At 67.2% G+C, this 19229-nt stretch carries 20 protein-coding genes; 9 read left to right on the top strand and 11 right to left on the bottom strand.

All coding sequences use genetic code 11. The annotated features are described in order from the left end of the window. The first annotated feature begins 53 nt into the window (after window positions 1-53). The 3 genes from D893_RS12025 to D893_RS12015 all read left to right on the top strand — a co-directional run bounded on the left by D893_RS12025 (window position 54) and on the right by D893_RS12015 (window position 2583). On the top strand, window positions 54-1292 hold the full coding sequence (locus D893_RS12025) for an MFS transporter (RefSeq protein WP_077244864.1): 1239 nt from the start codon (window positions 54-56) through the stop codon (window positions 1290-1292). 99 nt (window positions 1293-1391) lie between these two features. Further along, window positions 1392-1625 carry a hypothetical protein gene (locus tag D893_RS12020; protein WP_018947873.1) on the top strand — a complete coding sequence of 78 codons (234 nt, stop codon included), beginning with the start codon at window positions 1392-1394 and terminating at the stop codon, window positions 1623-1625. A 55-nt stretch (window positions 1626-1680) separates the two neighbouring features. Then, complete coding sequence (locus tag D893_RS12015) at window positions 1681-2583, top strand: complex I NDUFA9 subunit family protein (protein WP_110619912.1); 903 nt, start codon at window positions 1681-1683, stop codon at window positions 2581-2583. On the opposite strand, the gene D893_RS12010 is transcribed toward D893_RS12015, so the two are convergent. The 5 genes from D893_RS12010 to D893_RS11990 form a co-directional block, all read right to left on the bottom strand. Continuing rightward, window positions 2580-3134 (bottom strand): SPOR domain-containing protein, encoded by a 555-nt coding sequence (locus tag D893_RS12010; RefSeq protein WP_026289070.1) that lies wholly within the window; start codon window positions 3132-3134, stop codon window positions 2580-2582. The two genes, D893_RS12015 and D893_RS12010, sit on opposite strands and share 4 nt — an antisense overlap. 147 nt (window positions 3135-3281) lie before the next feature. Beyond that, the gene (locus tag D893_RS12005) at window positions 3282-4481 is read right to left on the bottom strand and encodes a methionine adenosyltransferase (protein ID WP_110619911.1); all 1200 of its coding nucleotides are present in this window, start codon (window positions 4479-4481) and stop codon (window positions 3282-3284) included. 58 nt (window positions 4482-4539) lie between these two features. Further along, window positions 4540-6804: a bifunctional diguanylate cyclase/phosphodiesterase gene (locus D893_RS12000; RefSeq protein WP_018947870.1), complete on the bottom strand. Its 2265-nt coding sequence runs from the start codon at window positions 6802-6804 to the stop codon at window positions 4540-4542. After that, window positions 6801-7667, bottom strand: coding sequence for an alpha/beta hydrolase (locus D893_RS11995; protein WP_018947869.1), 867 nt, complete (start codon window positions 7665-7667; stop codon window positions 6801-6803). The genes D893_RS12000 and D893_RS11995 overlap by 4 nt, the downstream gene beginning before the upstream one ends. A gap of 119 nt (window positions 7668-7786) precedes the next feature. Then, a complete protein-coding gene (locus tag D893_RS11990; RefSeq protein ID WP_018947868.1) occupies window positions 7787-8740 on the bottom strand; it encodes a DMT family transporter in 954 nt (317 codons plus the stop codon). Window positions 8741-9154: 414 nt separating this feature from the next. Between D893_RS11990 and D893_RS11985 the strand changes: the two genes are divergently transcribed. After that, on the top strand, window positions 9155-9481 hold the full coding sequence (locus D893_RS11985; RefSeq protein WP_110619910.1) for a hypothetical protein: 327 nt from the start codon (window positions 9155-9157) through the stop codon (window positions 9479-9481). A gap of 86 nt (window positions 9482-9567) precedes the next feature. Beyond that, window positions 9568-10497: a patatin-like phospholipase family protein gene (locus D893_RS11980; RefSeq protein WP_110619909.1), complete on the top strand. Its 930-nt coding sequence runs from the start codon at window positions 9568-9570 to the stop codon at window positions 10495-10497. Window positions 10498-10527: 30 nt separating this feature from the next. Here the strand turns inward: D893_RS11980 and D893_RS11975 are convergent, their stop codons facing one another. Next, window positions 10528-10998: a YbaK/EbsC family protein gene (locus D893_RS11975; protein WP_110619908.1), complete on the bottom strand. Its 471-nt coding sequence runs from the start codon at window positions 10996-10998 to the stop codon at window positions 10528-10530. A gap of 194 nt (window positions 10999-11192) precedes the next feature. Between D893_RS11975 and D893_RS11970 the strand changes: the two genes are divergently transcribed. The 3 genes from D893_RS11970 (at window position 11193) to D893_RS11960 (ending at window position 14512) form a co-directional block, all read left to right on the top strand. Continuing rightward, window positions 11193-12362, top strand: coding sequence for an RNA methyltransferase (locus D893_RS11970; RefSeq protein ID WP_110619907.1), 1170 nt, complete (start codon window positions 11193-11195; stop codon window positions 12360-12362). Continuing rightward, complete coding sequence (locus D893_RS11965; protein ID WP_024329703.1) at window positions 12359-12910, top strand: hypothetical protein; 552 nt, start codon at window positions 12359-12361, stop codon at window positions 12908-12910. The genes D893_RS11970 and D893_RS11965 overlap by 4 nt, the downstream gene beginning before the upstream one ends. Window positions 12911-13006: 96 nt before the next feature. Next, a complete protein-coding gene (locus tag D893_RS11960; protein ID WP_110619906.1) occupies window positions 13007-14512 on the top strand; it encodes a hypothetical protein in 1506 nt (501 codons plus the stop codon). 37 nt (window positions 14513-14549) lie between these two features. Here the strand turns inward: D893_RS11960 and D893_RS11955 are convergent, their stop codons facing one another. From D893_RS11955 to D893_RS11940, 4 genes are all read right to left on the bottom strand, one after another. Further along, window positions 14550-15014, bottom strand: coding sequence for a DUF2269 domain-containing protein (locus tag D893_RS11955; RefSeq protein WP_018947855.1), 465 nt, complete (start codon window positions 15012-15014; stop codon window positions 14550-14552). Further along, on the bottom strand, window positions 14996-16270 hold the full coding sequence (locus tag D893_RS11950) for an SDR family oxidoreductase (RefSeq protein ID WP_024329705.1): 1275 nt from the start codon (window positions 16268-16270) through the stop codon (window positions 14996-14998). Before D893_RS11950 ends, D893_RS11955 begins: the two co-directional genes overlap by 19 nt. Before the next feature lie 19 nt (window positions 16271-16289). Then, window positions 16290-16646: a hypothetical protein gene (locus tag D893_RS11945; protein ID WP_018947854.1), complete on the bottom strand. Its 357-nt coding sequence runs from the start codon at window positions 16644-16646 to the stop codon at window positions 16290-16292. A gap of 65 nt (window positions 16647-16711) precedes the next feature. After that, window positions 16712-17236, bottom strand: a complete 525-nt coding sequence (locus tag D893_RS11940; RefSeq protein WP_018947853.1) for a GbsR/MarR family transcriptional regulator — start codon at window positions 17234-17236, stop codon at window positions 16712-16714. Window positions 17237-17368: 132 nt separating this feature from the next. On the opposite strand from D893_RS11940, the gene D893_RS11935 reads away from it, so the two are divergent. Further along, a complete protein-coding gene (locus D893_RS11935; protein WP_024329706.1) occupies window positions 17369-17806 on the top strand; it encodes an Sbal_3080 family lipoprotein in 438 nt (145 codons plus the stop codon). A gap of 59 nt (window positions 17807-17865) precedes the next feature. On the opposite strand, the gene D893_RS11930 is transcribed toward D893_RS11935, so the two are convergent. Further along, on the bottom strand, window positions 17866-18582 hold the full coding sequence (locus tag D893_RS11930; RefSeq protein WP_024329707.1) for a nuclease-related domain-containing protein: 717 nt from the start codon (window positions 18580-18582) through the stop codon (window positions 17866-17868). Window positions 18583-19229 lie beyond the last annotated feature (647 nt).

The raw sequence follows: 19229 nt of genomic DNA, 5'->3' as shown, positions 1-19229 counted from the left end.
CGGTGCCTGCAATCTGCAACGATACGCGTGCGCGAAACCTCCGGGATGCACCCATGGCCGACACCTCCGACGTCCGCAGGCCGGGCTTCGTCGCCCACATGGCGACGGTCTTCATCAATGCCCTCAACGACAACTTCTTCCGCCTGGTCGTCATCTTCATCGCCCTGCGCGAGTTCGTCGCCGAGGGCGAAGGCACGTTCTACTACAGCCTGGTCGGGTTCGTGTTCCTGCTGCCGTTCGTGCTGTTCTCGCCGTGGGCCGGCTACATCGCCGACCGCTACAGCAAGAAGGCGGTGATCGTCGCCACCCGCTCGGCCGAGGCCGTGGTGCTGCTGACCGCCGCGGTCATGCTGATCATCGACTATTTCCCCGGACTGCTGGTGACCGTGTTCCTGATGGGCCTGCAGAGCACCTTCTTCAGCCCGGTGAAGTTCGGCATCCTCCCGGAGATCGTGCGCTACGCGCAGCTGTCGCGCGCGAACGGGCACATCCAGCTGTGGACCTTCCTGGCGATCATCCTCGGCACCGCGCTGGCCGGCTTCGTGATGGAGTTCGCCGGCGAGGCGCTGTGGATCCCGGCGGTCGTGATCGTGGCGCTGTCACTCACGGGCCTGGTCACCAGCTTTTTCGTCACCCCCACCCGTGCGCTCAACAACCCGGCACCGTTCCGGCTGAACCCGTTCGCCACCGTCGTGCAGTCGATCGCCGAGATCCGGCCGCAGCGGGTGCTGTTCCTGGTGGTCGTCGGCATCGCGTGGTTCTGGGCCCTGGGCACGCTGTACCAGCTCAATGTCCCGCTGTTCGCCGAGCTGCACCTGGGCCTGGGCGAACTGGCCACCGGCGTCATCCTGACGACCCTGGCCCTGGGCATCGGCACCGGCAGCATCCTCGCCGGCTATCTGTCGCGCGGCGGCATCGCCATGCACCATGCCCCGGCCGGCATGATCGCGGCCGCCCTGATCAGCGCGTTGCTGTATTTCACCGTCGACAGCTACCCGGCCACCCTGGTGCTGATGGCCCTGCTCGGCGTTGCCTCCGGGTTCTTCATCGTGCCGATCACCGCCTACCTGCAGGGCCACAGCCCGGCGGAGCGGCGCGGACGTTTCATCGCCGCCAGCAATTTCCTGTCATTCTCCGCCATGCTGGTCGCGCCGGTATTGTTCTGGGTGCTCACCGGCCCGGCCGGCGCCACCCCCGCGCATGTGTTCGTGATCGGCGGGCTGGCCTCGGCACTGGTCGGCCTGACGGCCCTGCGCCTGTACCGCCGCCACCGCGCGGAGGCGGATGCCTGACCCCCGAAGCCCACGGCCGCGAGGCCGGACCACAGCATCCGGGGCGAACGTCTATCCTTCAGGGAAAGACATGCGCAGGGTTGAACCCGGGAGGCCATCATGAGCAACAACATGGTCGATGTAACCATTCACATCGACGAGACCATCAACGCCGAGGCCCGCGAACGTATCCAGGACGAGCTGCGCGAGATGAGCGGCGTGATGGCGGCATCCAGCCACGAGGAGAAACCACACCTCGTCGTGGTCGAATACGACCCGGAGCGGATCAACAGCCATCGCCTGCTCGACACGGTCACCGCCAGCGGCGTGCACGCCCAGCTGATCGGCCTGTAGCCGGCGGCGAGCCTTTCAGGCTCACGAGGCTCACGGACGGTGAAGGAGACTCCCCGTGGACGAGGTTCAGGTCACGGTATTCGGCGGCACCGGCTTTCTCGGCCGCACGATCGTGTACCAGCTGCTCGATGCCGGACACGCCGTGCGCATCGCGTCTCGCCGCCCGGCGCTACCGGCCGACCTGCAACGGCACGAGCGGGTGGAACACTGCAGCGCCGACATCCGCAACGATGACGACGTGGCCAGGGCCGTGGCGGGTTCGAAAGGTGTAGTGAACGCCGTCAGCCTGTACGTGGAGCAGCGCGACCTGCGCTTCACCACCATCCACGTGGAGGGCGCCGCCCGGCTCGCCCGGGTGGCGAGCGAGGCCGGTGTGGAGCACCTGGTGCACATCTCCGGCATCGGCGCCGACGCTGGTTCGCGTTCCGCCTACATCCGTGCGCGGGGCGAAGGCGAGGCCGCGGTGACCACCGAATTCCGCGACGCCCTGATGGTCCGGCCCAGCGTGCTGTTCGGCCCGGGCGATGCGTTCCTGCGCAACCTCGCAGCCCTCGCGCGGCTGCCGATGGTGCCGCTGTTCGGCCGCGGCGACACCCGCCTGCAACCGGTGCACGTGGCCGATGTCGCGCAGGCCGTGGCCACCCTGTTCAACGAGCCGCCGGCCGGACACCGGGTGTTCGAGCTCGGCGGCCCGGACATCCTGGAGTACCGCCAGATCGTGAACCGGGTGCTGGAACACCTGGGGCAGCCCCGGGTGCTCGTGCCGGTACCGTTTCTCCTCTGGCACCTCGCCGCCGGGCTGACTTCATGGCTGCCCCGCGCGCCCCTGACCCGGGACCAGGTCTACCTCATGCAGCAGGACACGATCACCAGCGGCACCTGCGCGACCTTCGCCGACCTCGGCATCACGCCGCGCTCGCTGGAGGCCTCCCTGCCCGAGTGCCTGCCGACGACTTAGGAGCGGTCCGGCGCCCGGGACACGAGGAAGGCATCCGCCTGTTGGTCGTCCCGGTAGGCCTCCATGGCTTCCTCCGCGGCTGCGCGGCTGTCGAAGGAGCCGATCCGGACCCGGAAGTGCTCGCTGTCGTGTTCCGGTACGTCCACGACCTCCAGCTGGCTGTCATAGCCGCGCGTCCCCAGTTCCCTGCTCAGCTGCCTTGCATTCGCCCGTTCGGAGAACACGCCCGCCTGGATCGAGTATCGCTCGCTGGCATCGGCTTCATCATGCGCCTCCGCCGATTTCTCGACGTTCATCGGGGTTACCGGCTCGGCGGGCCCGGCATCATGTTCCAGGCGCGCGGCCAGAGCGGCGGGCGAGAACGCGCGAACATCGGCCTCGTCCCTGGCGTCAGCCGCCACCGATGGCGTCGGATCCTCGACACCGGTGTGGTTCGGCGCACCGATCGCGGCGCCCGAATAAACGCCGAGGACGAACAGCAGCACCGTTGCAATCGGCGCCCCGAAGACCGCCAGGAACAGTTGCCGACGGGTGATTAGCAGGTTGATCATCTCGTTACCCTCCTCCATGGCGTCAGGACCGCCATTTTGTGATCGCGGGGTCCGGCATGCGCGAACGACAAAAATTCGACGCGTCCGCTCCCCTCAGCCTGGATCACGCAAGGACAATGCCAGGCTGTTGAGCGATCGATTCGAGGGTTACAGGCTTTGGGTGGCGAGGTTCTGCGAAAGCAGGCCTTCCCACAGGGAACCGACCCGGGCGAGATGATGGCGCGCGATCGCCTCGGCGCGGGGCGCCAGGGCCGCGGCCTGTTCCGCGGATTCGGCGCGCAGGCGGATATCGGCGATCTGCGGCTGGTCCACCGGCATGCCGATCTGGCTGACCAGCACCACCTGCGCATCCGATACTTCGTCGATCTCCGCCACGATCGCCTCGGCGATATGGGTGGCCGTCACGTTGTACAGCTTGCCGACATGGGTGACCGGATTCTTGCCGGCGAAGGACTCGATGGTCATCGGGCGCGACGGGGTAATCAGGCCGTTCGCCCGATTGCCGCGACCGGTCTGCCCGTCGTCACCGGCCTCGGCCGAGGTGCCGGTGACGGTCAGGTACAGGCTGTCCGCGTCGGGATCGTCGGCGGTATTCACCGCCACGTCCGGCTCTCGGCCCAGGGCCTCGGTGGCCACGCGCCGCACCTGCCGGGTCGCATCCGAACGCGAGGCCAGATAGGCGTCCCGGTCCGCCAGGTGCGCCCCGATGAAGGCGCAGGCCACCGTCAGGGACACGTCCTCGCCGCTGCGCACCCCCATCACCTTGACGTCCTGTCCACGCGCCGGCGGCGCCTCCGACCACAGGCTCATGTCGGCCGCGAACACTGCTCGCTCCAGCGGGCTCAGGGGCGCGTAGCCCACTCCCAGCGAGGTGTCGTTCGCCAGCTGCGGCACGCCATCCCGCCGCTGACGCTCGAACAGCTCCACCAGGTCCTGCGATCCGGGACGGATGAGCGAGTGCACCCGCACGTGGCGCTCGACATCCAGCGCGGGCATGTGCGTGGCCAGCCATGCACGGCAGGCCTCCACCGCCAGCTCGTCCACCGCCACGGTCGCGCCGCGATACTCGCGCGTGGCCCGCCCGGCGATGTACAGCTCGATCGGCTCGTCCACCTCGCCTCCGCCGAAGGCCGGGCGGGCGGCGCCGCCGCGCAGCAGCACCTTGTCCACGTTGTGGTGCAGCACGAAGCCGAAGCGCTCGCGGTACTCCCGCGACAGCGCCAGGCTCACCTCCTCGGCCAGCGCATCGCACAGCGTGTCCGGATGCCCCAGCCCCTTGCGCTCCACTACCTCGACAGGCTGCCGGGCGACGGGCCTGCCCTCGAGTTCACTGACGATCAGGTTCATATTGCCTCTGCATATTGCGTCCGTTGCCACGTTCCGGCCGATCGACCGGCCCGGGGAATCAGGTCTGTCCCCATTTCAGGTCAGCGCCCGCCGGCACCGGGAGAGCGGTCGGCAGGCCTTGCGAGGGAGAAGAGGGATAACCGAGATAGTAGCCCTGGGCGAAGTCGAACCGCAGGTCGCGCACCCGGTCGAGCTGTTCCGCGGTCTCGATGCCTTCGGCCACGGTGGCGTAGCCCGCGTCGCTGATCATCTGGAGCAGGCCCTCGACAATGTGGTGCTGCTCCGGGTCATCCAGGCTGCGTATCAGGCTGATGTCGAACTTGACCTTGTCCACGGGCATGGAGGCGAGATAGCGGATCGAGGAATACCCACTGCCGAAATCGTCCAGCGCGACAAGAAAGCCCAGCCGGCGCAGTTGCTGGAGGATCTCGGTTGCCGTTCCGATCTCGGTGATCAGGGCGGTCTCCGTCACCTCGAGAACGATGGTCCGTTCCTGCAGGAAGGGCACGAAGTCTTCCATCCACTCGACGACCCCGGCGTTCACGATGGTGGGGCCCGACAGATTGATCGAGACACCGAGACCGGGCGGAATCCGGGCGGCCTGCAGATCGTGGAGAATGCGGCTCAATACCGCCCGGTCGAGCTCGACCTCCAGCCGGCGCGCCTCGACCACGGGAAAGATATCCGCGGGGCCGATCATCTCGCCCTCGTGTTCGATGCGCACCAGGGCCTCGAAATACGAGGGGTGGCACTCGGTCAGAGCCACAACCGGCTGGTAGGCCATACGAATCCCGGTTCCCCGGGTCACGGCCTCGTACACCGCGTTGTTGACCCAGTTCGAATAGATGCCCCGCGTGTCGTCCGCCAGTTCCGGCGTAAACAGCACCACATGCGAAGACGCGGGGCGCTTGGCCTTGTACATGGCTACGTCGGCCTGCCACGGCAGGGCTCTCAGGGCCTGTTCGTCATTGCCGGGCGCGACGGCCATGCCAATACTGATCTTGATCGGCTCCCGCACCCCGAACGCGGCGAAATCGGTGGCCCGGATGCGTTCCTGGACCTGCTCTCCCATGTTTCGGGCACCGGATTCGTCGCAGTCCAGGAAAATCGCCGCGAATTCGTCGCCACCGATCCGGAACAGCGGCTCCCCTTCCCGCAGGACCTCGCCAATGCTTTGCGCGACCGCCTTCAGGACGGCGTCTCCCAACTCGTGGCCGTAACTGTCGTTGATCGCCTTGAAGTGAGTGATGTCGAACAGGACGAAGCACACCGGATCACCATGGCGGGTCACCATCCCTGGCACGGTTTCCCAGTATTCCTCGAATGCCCGCCGGTTACGCACTCCGGTGAGGGCATCGTGGTACGCCATGCGCGAGAGTTCGCGATTGTTCCTCTCCAGGCTGGAATGAACATCGTGGAGCCGGGCCTGGTAGGAGTTCAGGGATTCCCGGATCTTTTCCGTTTCCGCGATGGGCAGCCAGCCGTTGACTCGTTTCAGCACAAGGCTTCCGGCGCTTTCGCGCAGCCGGTCGATATGTCCGGCAATGGTTCGCAGGGGGCGTACGATCACGTAGACCAGTGAAGAGAACAGGGCCCCGGTGAGGAGCAGAAGGATGCCCGCGAAATTGATCAACGCGTCGAGCAGAAGCGAGTCCAGCTGATCGGCCATCGGGTTCGAGCGCAGCTCGAAGCGCGCCTGCCCGAGGAGATCCCCTGCGGGGACCGCATCCTGCTCGCCGAGATCGAAATGGATCGATTCGGGATCGACATAGCGGTACGCGTGGCCCTCGCGGAGCGCGTCGAGAAACCGGGTCTGCAGACCGACGAATCCCGATGGCTCGGCCCCGTCGGGCACGGGAACCGGTTCGAACGTCACCAGGAACGGTTCCTCATCGCCCGGCATCGCGCGTGGCGCCGGAGGCGGCAACTCGAGCTCCGCGGGCAAGCCTTCGGAATCCGGCCCGGGCAGCGGCGCTCCATCTCGATCATAAATCCGCGCGTCCACGACGCTGTCCGCCAGGACCCCGGCCTGGTGCATGCGGTGGCTCTTCCAGTAGGCATAGTAGTGCGGGGTGCCCAGTTGTTGGCGCACTTCCTCCCAGCGCGCGAACCGGGAAGCCTGACGGTCTGCCTGCTCGCGGACGTGATCCAGAGCCTCGGCAAGCTCCTGGCGCGCGGCCTCGCGGCCACTTTCCTGAATTTCGCCGCGCAGCTGGTCGACCTTGTGCCAGGTGTAGAAACCAAAACCGGCCACGATCAGCAAGGACACCGCCGCCAGCAGCAGGGCGTAATGCGTGATCGAAAGCGTACGGCCGGGGATCATTGCGAGTGACGCTCCCGGAGCACTTGCTCGACCTCCTCCAGCAGGTCGAATTCGTGCATCCGGTCGAAGAAGTGGTTGGCACCTTCCACGATACGGACCTCCACTCCATGGCGCCGCAGGGTCTCTATCCAGTCCAGATCGATCCGGTCATCGATACTGCCCGCGATCAGGGTGGAAGGCACGGTATTCAGCTCGAGGGCCCGCTCCGTCCGCTGCCGGTCCCAGTCGTAGTAGGACAGGTACGCCTCGGGCGTCGTGACGTACTGACGACAGAACCCCAGGGAATACTCCTCCAGTCCGGCATCACCGCGTTCGAGCGACGCCCGGGCGCGGGCGGCATCTTCGGCCGATTCGAATGCGGCCTCGCCATGGCCGAAATAGGTCACGCTGATGAAGATGGCGTGGGCCACCGGAGTGTTCGCGGAATCCGCCAGGTAAGCCAGCAGGTTGACGCTGCCGGCACTGTGACCGATCACGACGGGTTCCTGATCGGTCTTTTCCCGCAGCCAGTCCACCCAGACAGCGACTTCGTTCCGCGTCTGCTCCATGCCGTGGGTATGCACCGCCTCGCACGGCAGGCTCGCGGTGCGCCGGTCGATCCCCAGGGTCAGCGTGGGGGTCAGCACGTGGAACCCCGCGTCCGCGAGTGCCACCGCGAGCCGGCGCACGGTGGGGAAGTGATGGGTCTGCAGGAAGCCGTGCTGGATCAGCACGGCGGGCTTGTCCGGTTCGCCGGCCCAGTATGCGGCCTCGGCCGCATCACCGGAGGGCATTTCCAGGACCACCGGGGTTTCCCCGCCGGTTGCCACGGCACTCAGACTCAGCAGGATCACGGTGGAAACGACCGCCGCCGTGCTGCGCAAGAACCTTGCGGGCATAGTCGTAACCCTCCTGGCCAAAGACCCCCCGGGGAAAACCCCCAGTTTTAATGTAACAGTCTCGCGGCGCGATGGCATGCACGCCGGTCCGTCAATGGACGAAGCTAGTCGGAACGCGGCTGTGGCGGAACGGCTTTCGCCTGCAGACTCGAATGGAGGCTCAGCCCCGTCACGGTCAGCAGGATCAGCGCCATCCCGAAGATCTGGACCGCCGCCAGGGATTCATCCAGGAACACCACACCGAACAGCGACGCGGTCACCGGCTCGACCATGGCCACGATGGAGGCCACCGCCGGCGCCGTGTAGTTCAGACCGACGATGTAGAAGATGAACGACAGACCGGCGCCCAGCACGCCGAGGATCACGAACAGGGGCCAGCTCGAGGTGCTCAGCACGTCCACCATCTGCCCCGGATCACCCAGCGAGAAAAGGATGAGGACCAGGACCGCGAACGCGATCACCAGGATCGCCTGCGGGCTGCCATGGGGCGCAGCAAACTTGAAACCGAAGATGAACACCGCGTAGGACAGGCCGGAGGCCAGACCGGCACCCGCGGCGATCAGGGTCACGTCCCCGGCGCCGATGTCGTAGATCCCGGTCAGCAGCACCACGCCCAGCAGGACCATGACGATCGCCACCCACTTGAACAGCGTGGGCCGCTCCAGCCCCAGCGCAAACGAAACCAGGTACACGAACACCGGCGCGCAGTACATCAGCGTCGCGGCCACGGCCACGCTGCCTTCCGCGATACTCAGGAAATAGAACGTGAAGTTGCCGGCCACGCCCAGGCCGGCCACCGCCGACCAGAGCCACATGCGACCGCTGCCCAGTCCGCTGCCCTGCGGACGCAATGCCAGCCAGGCGAGCACGAACAGTAGCCCGATCGCACCGCGATAAAACGACACCACCACGGGATCCCAGCCCTGCCCCGTCAGAATGCCGCCGATTCCGCCGGATAGCCCCCATGAAAACGCCGCCAGCACGACGAGCAGGGTACTCAGCCCGGCCAGTTTTTCGTTGGTAAGGGATTTCAGGGGGTTCGGTGAGGCATGGGGCATTCACTGTCCTTTCATCGATCGAGGATGCGGGAAAACAAGGGACGAAAGTATACCAGCCCCTCGCAAACTGCCCCGGCACATCCATTCGGTTTGGGAGAATACCCGGGAGCTGCCTCTACCCTTGCTCCCCTCACATTCCCTGGCGCCGCCCGCGCGGGACGCACGGGTGTGTGACCTGCGTCGATTGCCGTACCCCGGGGGAGGGTCTAACGTCACTGGTGAGCACCCATCCCCCTGTGTGCTCGGCGCCCCGTCCTCCCCCGGAGGTCGGGGCGTTTTTGGTTTCGAGCGTCCGGACCGTAAAAAGACCGCAATTCCGGGCCGCACATGGCGAACTCGGACATTCGGCTGATGGAAAGGTCTCGCCGCTCCGCTATCTTCTGAAGTACACGCATGATATTCGGGAGGTTCGCCATGAACACCACCACCGAACACAAGATCATCGCCGCAACCTCGGCGGTGGCCCGGCTTACCACCCTGCACCACTGGCTGGGCGACCCCGCCGATGCACCCGAGCATATCCTGCCGGCGCCCGTGGTCCATGCCTGGGCCAAACGCGGCGAGCCAGGGAGCCAGCACGAAGCTCTGGCGGGGGCGGTCGGACGCGGCTGGATTCGGGTGACCCCGGAGGGCTATTGCCTCACGAGGGATGGTCTCGCCGCACTGCAGACCTTCGTGCCGCATTTTCGCCGCCTGGCCCGCCGGGACACACCGAAGACCGCCGCCCCCGCCAGCTTCTGAGCGGCGACGCCGGGGCGTTGAGCCCCGCCATCGATCTGTTCATCGAGCACTACTGAGCGGAGCTGCCCGAACCACCGGAGCCGCCAATGACGAGCCGCCTGATTATCGCCGCCCTGACGATTGCCACGCTGCTCGCCGCACCGGCCCTGCAGGGCGCGGAGAAGCAGCCCGAGCGGCCGAGCATCGGTCTCGCACTCGGCTCCGGTGGCGCCGGGGGGCTGGCCCACATCGCCATCCTGCAGGTCTTCGACGACCTCGATGTCGAACCCGACCACATCAGCGGCACCAGTATTGGTGCGGTGATTGGGGGGCTGTACGCGGCCGGCCTCAGCGCCGAGGAGATCCTGGACGTCTTCGACGACTTCGGTGGCTCGCGCATGGATGCCCTTTCCGGGCTGGTCGAGGCCGATGTGCAACTCACCGAGCTGATCCCGCTGCGCCTCGGGCGCAACGCCGTGCTCGACTCAAGCGAATTCCTCGAATTCCTCGCCAAACACACCGATGCCCGGACTTTTGACGATCTGCGCATCCCCCTGTCGGTGGTGGCCACCGACTACTGGAGCGGCGAACCGGTGGTCCTCCACGAGGGCGAACTGTTCACCGCGATCGAGGCGAGCATGGCCGTCCCCGGCCTGTTCGAACCGGTGCCGCAGGGCGACGACCGGCTGCTGATCGACGGCGGCACGTCCAACCCGCTCCCCTGGAATCTGCTGCAGGAAGAGCACGACTTCGTGATCGCCGTCGACGTCTCCGCCAGCCGCAAACAGACCCCCAACGATCCACCGGGCCTGACCGATCTGCTGTTCACCACCTTCAGCATCATGCAGAGCTCGCAGATCCGCCACATGCGCGAACACGACCCGCCCGATCTCTTCCTCGAGGCCGGCACCGCGGACATCCGCCTGCTCGACTTCAACCGGGTCGAGGAGATCGTGGAAAGGGCGCAGCCCAGTGCCGAAAAGCTGCGCGAGGCACTCGAGACCCGGCTCGATCCACCCGCGCAGACCAGCCCGTAGGCGGCCTGCCCGACTGCAGCGCGGCCGGGCTCAGATATGCCGTGAGAAATCCCCGTAGCGGCAATGACCGAGCAGGTTGCGAAACGCCGGACCGTCCAGCCGAATCAGCGAGACGTGGTCGCCCCCCTCCACATACACCCTGTCCTGCGCCGCGAGCGATTCATCCAGAAGGACCTCCAGCCCCCATGCGCTACCCAGGGCCGGCACCGCCCCGTATTCGCAGTCCGGGAACACCGACCGCACCTCCTCTTCGGTCGCCAGCCCCACATGCTCCCCGAGCATGTAGTGCAGCTTGCCGAACTGCAGCCGGCGCGTGGCCGGCAGGACCGCCAGCATGTAATGGCCGGCATCCTCCACCAGCACACCCTTGGTCAGTTCATCGCCGGGTACGTGGGCGGCTTCGGCCGTCCGGCTGGCGGAAACCGCACGCGGATGGCCCACAACGTCATAATTCACGTCCCGCTCGTCGAGAAATTCCTGCAATGTAGTGCTGATCGTCATCGTTCTGCCCCTCTCGCCGCGGCCGGGTCACGCAAACGCGGATCCATGCCTTCAACCCGAGGATAGACAGGCTGAAGGCCACGAGCTCGCCGCTTTCCGCCACCGGGGGGCCCGCTGGGGCCCTTCGACGGGCGGCCACCCGTTGATTGCCCCATACTCCCGAGGCAGCAAGTCCGGAATGACGGGGGAAGAGCATGCTTCGCATCGCGGCTGTGCTGTTGCTGGGCCTTGGGATCTTCGCCGGCTGGATCGCCGCGCAGGGCTGGGAGGCCATGCGCGTGCTCCAGGACATCGAGGCCGGCGCGGGGCCGAGCGCGCTGAAGGAGCGCACCCCCGAGCCCGCGCGCGAAACACTCACGTTCACGACGGACGAAGGTGACATCGCCGCCGACCTGTACCATCCCGGGCAGGAGGTGGGCGCGCGCATCGTCCTCGTGCCGGGCTTCACGCCGCAGGGCAAGGACGACCCGCGGCTGGTGCAGCTCGCCCATACGCTGGCGCGGGCGCGGTTTCTGGTGCTGGTGCCCGACCTGCAGGGCTCACGGGTGCTCAGCGTGCGCAGCGAGGATGCCGCGGCCATCGGTGATGCCGCCGCCCTGCTCGCCCGCCTGGAACCGGAGCGCGCTCCCGACGACCAGAACGTGGGAGTCGCCGCCATCTCCTACGCCGTGGGCCTGGCCGTGCTGGCCACACTCAAGCCGGAGGGGCAGGAAGCCATCGACTTCCTGGTCGGGATCGGCGGCTACTACGACACCGGGAACGTCATCACCTTCGCCACCACCGGGGCCTACCGGGAGCCCGGCTCGAACCGGTGGCAGACGCGCACGCCCGACCCGCTGGCGAAGTGGTTCTTCCTGTGGGGCAACCTGCACGTGCTCGATGACCGCGCGGACCGCGCGCTACTCGACGAAATCGCCCGCCGGCGCGCCGCCGACCCCGAGGCCCCCATCGACGACCTGAGCGACCCACTCGGCACGGAGGGCCGAAGCCTGCTGGCGCTCATCCTGAACGACGACCACGAGCGCGTACCGCAGCTGCTGGATGACCTGCCGGCCAGCGCGCGGGAAGCCATCGAGGCTCACTCCCTCGCCGAACGGGACCTCTCGCATCTTTCCGGCCGCGCCCTCCTGATCCACGGCCGGGACGACGCCATGATCCCGCATACCGAAAGCACGCGCCTCGCCCGAGCCATCGGCGACACCGACCTGCACCGCATCGACGGCTTCTCCCACATCGACCCGCACGGCGTCGGACTCATCGGCCAGTGGCAGCTCGTGCGGGCAATGACGGACCTGCTGGCATGGCGCAACGATGGCGCCGTACACTCCGAAAACCGAACCCCGCGAACCGAGGACTTGCCATGAAGGGCTTCACGAAACCATTGCTGATGCTCGCGCTGTTCCTGCCGCTGCTGGCCGCGCCCGCGCACGCGCTGGACGGCGACACGATCGACCGCTGGCTGGCGGCGACCGAGGAACTCAACGAGTGGAGCGCGCAGCAGCCCGACGTGCAGGAACCGGAGATGGACGCGCAGGATGACGAGGTTTCGATGGCGGAGGTCCGTCAGGCCATCGAAGAGGTGGCGCGCATGGAGCAGGAGGTGGAGGAGATCGCCGCGCGTCACGGCTTCGACAGCAGCCACGAGCTGACCGAGATTGGCTCGCAGATCTTCAACGCCCGGCATGCGCTGGAGATGGAACGCCGGCTCCCGGAGATGGAGCGCGAGCTGGACGAGAGCCTGCAGCGCATCGAGGACGATCCGGACATGCCGGCGGAACAGAAGGCGACCATGCGCGACGCCCTGGAGCAGCAGCGCGAGATGCTGCACAACCTCGCGCCCGACGTGCCCGAGCAGGACATGGAGGCGGTGCGCAGCCGCGAGGACGAGCTGGAGGCCCTCTTCAGCAACTGATACCCCCCTCGTTTGGAGGGGGCACATCTCCGGGGACGGTGCCATATTGAGCCTGTTGAGCATGCAACAGGACCGTCCCGAGCCAGGAGATGTTCGATGCCCGCGAAGACCCGTTTCCGCAGCCGTTCGCTGGTGCTGGCCCTCGGCCTGCCCGCACTGGCGATCACCGCGTTCACCGCTTCGGCGGATGAGTCGCCGATCCAGCTCGAACCCCTCGCCCTCGATGGCGGGGGCGATCACTACCGCTACGGCGTGCTGACCGACATCCAGGGCGACGAGATCCGCTGGACGGTGACCCAGGGCCCGGAGATCACCCGCATCCATCCCGACGAGGACTACCGTTCCGGCCTCGGCGGGCGCGAGGACCTGTTCACCGGACCGGCCCTGGATGGCGAGTTGTATCGCAAGGAGCAGGAGCTGGGGGTTCTGCTGCCGGTGTTCCAGAGCGAACAGATCGAACCGCCGCACACGTTCCAGGACATGTTCGACAACCAGCGGCGAGTGGAAGAATATCGCGTACATGTGGCCGCAACCGGCGAGACGCGCGAGATCGCCGGGGAGACGGCACAGGGCTACCGCCTGGCCGCGGTCACCGAGATGACCAACCTCGACAGCGACGATGAAGAGGCCCTGTTCTCGGTGAACCACGGAACGGTGTGGGTGTACGAGGACGTGCCCTTCTCGTCGGCGCTGCTGCAGCTGAGCCCCGGCATGTTCCGCATGGCCATCGGGCCCAACGTCCCGGACGGCCTCGAGACCCATTACCTCCACACCCTCGGCGAGGCCCTGGAACCGCTCGGCATGCCGGCCGGCCTGCAACTTCAGGGCTTCCACACCTCCGCCGACACCCTGGAAACCATGGAGGCCCAGGACTGGGCACTGGAAGAAGACCAGTCACCCGGCCAGGCCTCGGGCATCGCCTACCGGATCGAGGTCACCGAATTCAGCGACGACGCCGACGCACCGGATTACGCCGCCCTGCAGGAGTACCCGCGCGCCGGCGCGGCCGCCTTCGAATACCTCCGCACCCCGCCCGTGCTGGCCGACATGCTGGATGTCTGCCTCCCCCTGCCCTCTGACATGCCGCGCGACGAGCTGGCGGCGATGCTGGACGAGCAGGCGACCTTCGACGGGGCCCTGGAAGGGGCCCACTCGGGTGCACTGCTCGGACAGGCGGCCTGGGGCGGCCAGGAAGATCCGCAGCGAGGCGACGGCTTCGCCCTGGTGGTGGAGGCCTTCCTGCCGGAACTGGAGACCACCGCCTGCATGATCTTCACCCGGGTGGGTGCGGGCGTTCCCGATGACACCGGTACCCTCGAGATCGCCGACCCGCGCAGCACCGAGGCCGAAGGCCGGCTGGCCGCGCACCTGCTGGTGGGGGATGTCAGCAAACCCGGCGACATCTCCTTCCTGACCGTCGGCCAGGGCCTGAGCGGAGAGGTCCGGCTGGATACCGCCGAACCGGACGGCACGTTCCACGGCCACCTGGACGTGGAAGGCATCGCCACCCCGCTGGACGACATGGGTGCCAGCGACGGATTCCGGCTCGAGGGCGAGTTCTCGGCGATGCAGTACTGGGACCGCGTACCCGTCGCCCGCTGATTCGCGTGCGTGACGTCCCCGCCCCGGTGCGGGGCCGTCACACCGGGCGGAACACCATCAGGGCCACCACGACGAGCATCGCCGAGAAGGCCGGGACGCCCAGCCAGAACCACAGCCGCATGCGGCGGGCGTAGGCGGGTGGCAGATCGACGCCCTCGCGGATCGCGCGGGCCGAGGTCTCGCGCATCCGCAACTGGAGCCAGACCACCGGCAGCCAGCAGGCCCCGGCCAGCAGGTACAGCGCACCGGTCCACAACAGCCATGCGCTGTCGAGCGGCCAGCCGGCCAGCCACACCATCGCGAACCCGGTCAGCGGCTGCAGGATCACCGCCGGGGTGGTGAACCACCAGTCCGCACGGACCACCAGACGGTCGGTGACCGCAATGGCCGCCGCGCTGCCACTGCGCCACACCATGTACTTGTAGAACGCACTGCCCAGACCGGTCCCGAACAGCAGGATCGCCCCCAGCACGTGCAGCGTCTTCAGTCCGAGGTAGAGCATCGCCGGGGCCCCTCCATTGCGATCAGCATCAGCGTGGCCACGATCAGGGGCAGGTTCTTGCTGAGCGGCCCGAACGGGTCGATCCACAGCTGCGGAAGCAGCAGCCCCGCGCCCAGGGTGTAACCGGCCATCATTACGACCTGGATCCACGCCACCTCGCGCACCCGCCAGCCCGCGAGCAGTGCCAGGCCCAGCAGCACGTCCACCAGCGCCAGACCATACAGAGCGGTAACGGCCGGGGCGGCCGTCAGACCGGCCGACGCCAGCAAGTCCAGACTGGCCTGAGGCGGATGCAGCAACGCCGACACCAGCCCGGTCCAGATCCAGACGAAGGCCAGCGCGAAGCGCAGCAGCGGGCGCAGACCGTACAGCCGCGCATGCCACAACTCCGCCTCGCTGGACGGCCGGGCCGCCAGCGCCCCGGCAAAACCGCGCGGGCGCCACCCGAACCCGCGCTCGAATGGCTCCACCGGGGCCGTGCTGCCCCGCCGCAACAGGTCCACCATCGACCCGTTCACCGGAGCCACGTGCAGCCGGCCCGCCAGCGCCGCCCCCGCGCGCGCAAGCCGCGGCGCCACCGGCAGGGCTCTCCAGCGCCCCGCCCCCAGCCAGGCGCGCCAGCGGGCCAGCACCCGCGCCAGCGTCACCGGCTCGGCCCCCACACAGTCCAGCACCTGGCAGCGCGGCTCGCCGCACTCGACCGCCTGCACCACCGCGCGCACCAGGTCATCGACATGGACGGGCTGAAGCATCTGCCCGCCGTCGCCCACCAGGGGCACCCACGGCAAAGCCGCCAGGGCCCGCAGAAAGCCGGTACTGGCCCCGCCTTCGCCATGCACAATGGACGGCCGCAGGATCAGCCAGTCCAGCGGCCTGGCGGCCAGATCCGCATCCGAGCGCCCCCGGCTGCGCAGCCAGGGGTCGTCGGCGGCCGGGTCCGCCCCCAGTACCGATATCTGGATCACGCGGCCGACCCCGGCCTGCTCGCAGGCCGTGAACAGGGCGGCCGGAGCGCGCTCATGCAAGGCCGCGAACGACTGTGCACCCTGCTCACGGGCAATGCCGGCGGCATTGATCACGACATCCATGCCCGTCACACGTCCGAGCCAGTCCTCCGGCCGATGATCCCGAGTGAAATCGCAGTGGACCGGTGCGGCGCCACGCGCGCATCCGACCACCTCGTGGCCGCGCTCGCGCAGCGCCCGCTCCAGATGGCGCCCGACAAAACCCGTGCTTCCGGTCAGCAGAATGCGCATCCCGTTACCCCCGGCGCGCTCATTCGCCGCCGGCCGCGCCGCGGGCGCGGTCGACCAGCGCGACCTTCCAGATCACCAGGCCGATCACCGACAGGGCCAGGAACACACCTCCCAGGGCGTGGAACAGGGTCCCGCGGATCAGCTCGACGGAGCCCATGCCGCCATGTTCGGCCGCCAGCAGGATCACCTGCAGCAGCGGTGCGATCAGCACCATCAGCCGCGTGAAGTTGACCCAGAAGCGCGCCGCGGCCTCGCTGCCGCACACCTCCCCGAGCAATGGCTCAAGGGCCGGCTGAATCAGATGAATGACGACCAGACTGATGCCCAGTGCAGTGGCCAGCTGGACCCCGAGAATGACAAGCGGCTGGATTTCCATGGCATGACTCCTTTTCCTTGGTTTCGGTTGTTTCTGTCTATACAGAAACTACCGGGCAAATTTTTTTACTTGCCCAGCAGGCTCTGGATCCGCGCCCCCATCTTCATCAGCTTCACCAGGGTCTCGCGGTCCAGTCCCCGCATCTGCTCGTACCAGCCAAGCAGCTGCTCGAGGAACTCGAGGGTATCGTTCATGCGCGCCTTCGCCTCGGGGGTGGTTTGCGCATCGGATTCGCTGTCCAGCACGCACTGGCGCAGGGTCGTAAGGGTCGGGTCCAGCTCGCGTTCCTTGCGCCCTTCGAGGATGGTCATGAAGATGTCCCAGACATCCTTCTGCGACACGAAGTGATCGCGCCGGTCACCCAGTTCGTGCACCACCTTCACCAGCCCCCAGGACTGCAGCTCGCGCAGGCTGGTGCTCACGTTGGAACGGGCCACGCCCAGGGTCTCGGCGATGGTCTCCGCGGTCAGCGGGTGCTCGCTCAGGTACAGCAGCGCATGGATCTGCGCCACCGTGCGGTTCACGCCCCAGCGCGATCCCATCTCGCCCCAGTGCAGGACGAACTTTTCCATGGTCGGGCTCAGCTGCATCAGTCCGTTCTCGAATTTCTGTTAAAACTGAAATTAGCGAACACATCGAAGACCGTCAAGCGAGCCGACCTTCCTCCAGCCCCGCGCGAGCGTGATAGCCTTCACGCTTTTTCAACAGGGGAAAACCACGCCATGCTCCGACTGCCCGCCGCCATCCTTGCCGCCCTGTTCGCCTCCGGCTGCGCCATTTCCCAGCATGTCGAGCCCGTGCCGGAGCGCCAGGCCATCGAAAAGGTCTACGTGGAGCACAACCCGGACGTGCACATGGAGGAGCTGAACGACTCGCTGGTGGGCATGTTCGAGGACATGGGCATCGAGTCCGAGCTGTACCGGGGTACGCGGCCGGCGGACGCCGAACACCACCTGGAGTTCACCGCCAACTGGACCTGGGACCTGGCCATGTACCTCACCTACTTCGACGCCCGGCTGTACGAGCAGGAGCAGCTGATCGGCACCGCCGAATACGATGCCCGTCGCGGCGGCGGGCGCCCCGACAAGTTCGGCCCCACCGAAGAGAAGATCCGGCCCCTCATGCAGGAACTCGTCACCGGCGAGCCGGCCGAGGAGTAACCCATCGCGCGGGACCGCCCGGCCCTGCCCGGACCCCGGTCCCGCCCGGCTTCGGCCCTTCAGCCCTTCAGCGCCGCGATGGCCCGGACCGTGTTCTCCTTCACCGGGCGCGGGCGCTCCGGGCGGAAGCGGCGGATGTAGTCCACCAGCTCCGGCCCCGTCAGCACCGGTACCGACAGCTCGCCCGAACGCCCCAGCGACACCTCCGGGTGCGTGAACAGCACGATCGGCTGGATCCAGCGCTTGGCCTTGCGGCCCTTCAGGTACTCGCTCAGCAGCCACACCTGCTTCTTCACCTGCCGCACCGGGTTGCGCATCTGCTTGGTATAACGACTGCCGCGCCGCCCGGTCTTGCTCACCGTCCACTGCGAGGCCTGCTCGTCGCAGTCGATGGCCCCGCTGTTGTGCTTCACCTCGATCACGAACAGCGCCTCCGGCCCCGCCACCACCAGATCCGCCTCGGTCACGCCCGTGCGCGAACGCTCATCCGGCAGATCCACCTGGTTGAAGACCGTGAACGAGTCGGGCAGCTCCGCCAGGTACTCCAGCGCCGCATCCTCGCCGCGCGCCCCCGCCTCGATCACCGCGCTGCCGCCCACCAGGCCCACCAGCGCGACCACCCCCGCCAGCGTCACCAGCCCCACCAGCGGATGCACGAAGAACGCCCCGAGTGCCACCGGCAACCCCAGGAGCAGCACCAGGTTGCGCCCGCGCCTCTGGATCGCCTGCGACTCTTCGGTCAGACGGTTGGCGGTGATGTAGCGGGTATCAGCCATGGATGCCTAGCATCTACTCCAAAACAGCGTCTACTCAAGGTTCCGGATGGGTCTCCCCGTCATAATGCAGCCTGAATTCGCAGAATAAGCACAACGCCTGATACACCCGGCAACGGCACTGCTTTCGATCCCGACGGAGCTTCAGCAGGGACCCTTCCAGTGAAATCGATGCGTGACATGCCGGACGTGCTCCGAGAAATGATGGCGATTCACCCGTGCCATGCCCCGCGCTATCTCCTGAGGAGTTTCCGTGGGTTACCCTGGCCCGACCCCGTCATGCCATGAAGCAGGCCGAGGCGGCTCCCTGCTGTCCTCGCCGTAGCGTTCGTGGAATGCCCGGCAGGCCTCCACGATGCGGTCCTGGTCCCACGGACTGAACATTTCTAACGGGCACTCGACGCGCCCGGGCCGCCGCAGGAACCCGCGAAAACGAAGGGAAGAACAAAACTCTCCGGGGCGCAGATATAGAAAGACGATCACCGTGCCCGTCTGCTTCACGGTAAGGCTTCCGACTTCCTCGACCTCCGACCGAGTTATGGTCAAGTCTGGTGTATGAGTGATCGCTGGTTCAGGCGGCGCTCCGGTCGGTGATGGAGGATTCCTCGTCGTTGGTCGGTTCGGTCTGCTCGATGCCGTCGATGAACTGA

The sequence above is a fragment of the Thioalkalivibrio sp. ALE21 genome (genome assembly GCF_003208255.1).
GTDB classification, from domain to species: domain Bacteria; phylum Pseudomonadota; class Gammaproteobacteria; order Ectothiorhodospirales; family Ectothiorhodospiraceae; genus Thioalkalivibrio; species Thioalkalivibrio halophilus.
The sequence above is the reverse complement of the archived record's forward strand: the minus strand, read 5'-3'. Positions and strand labels throughout refer to the sequence as shown.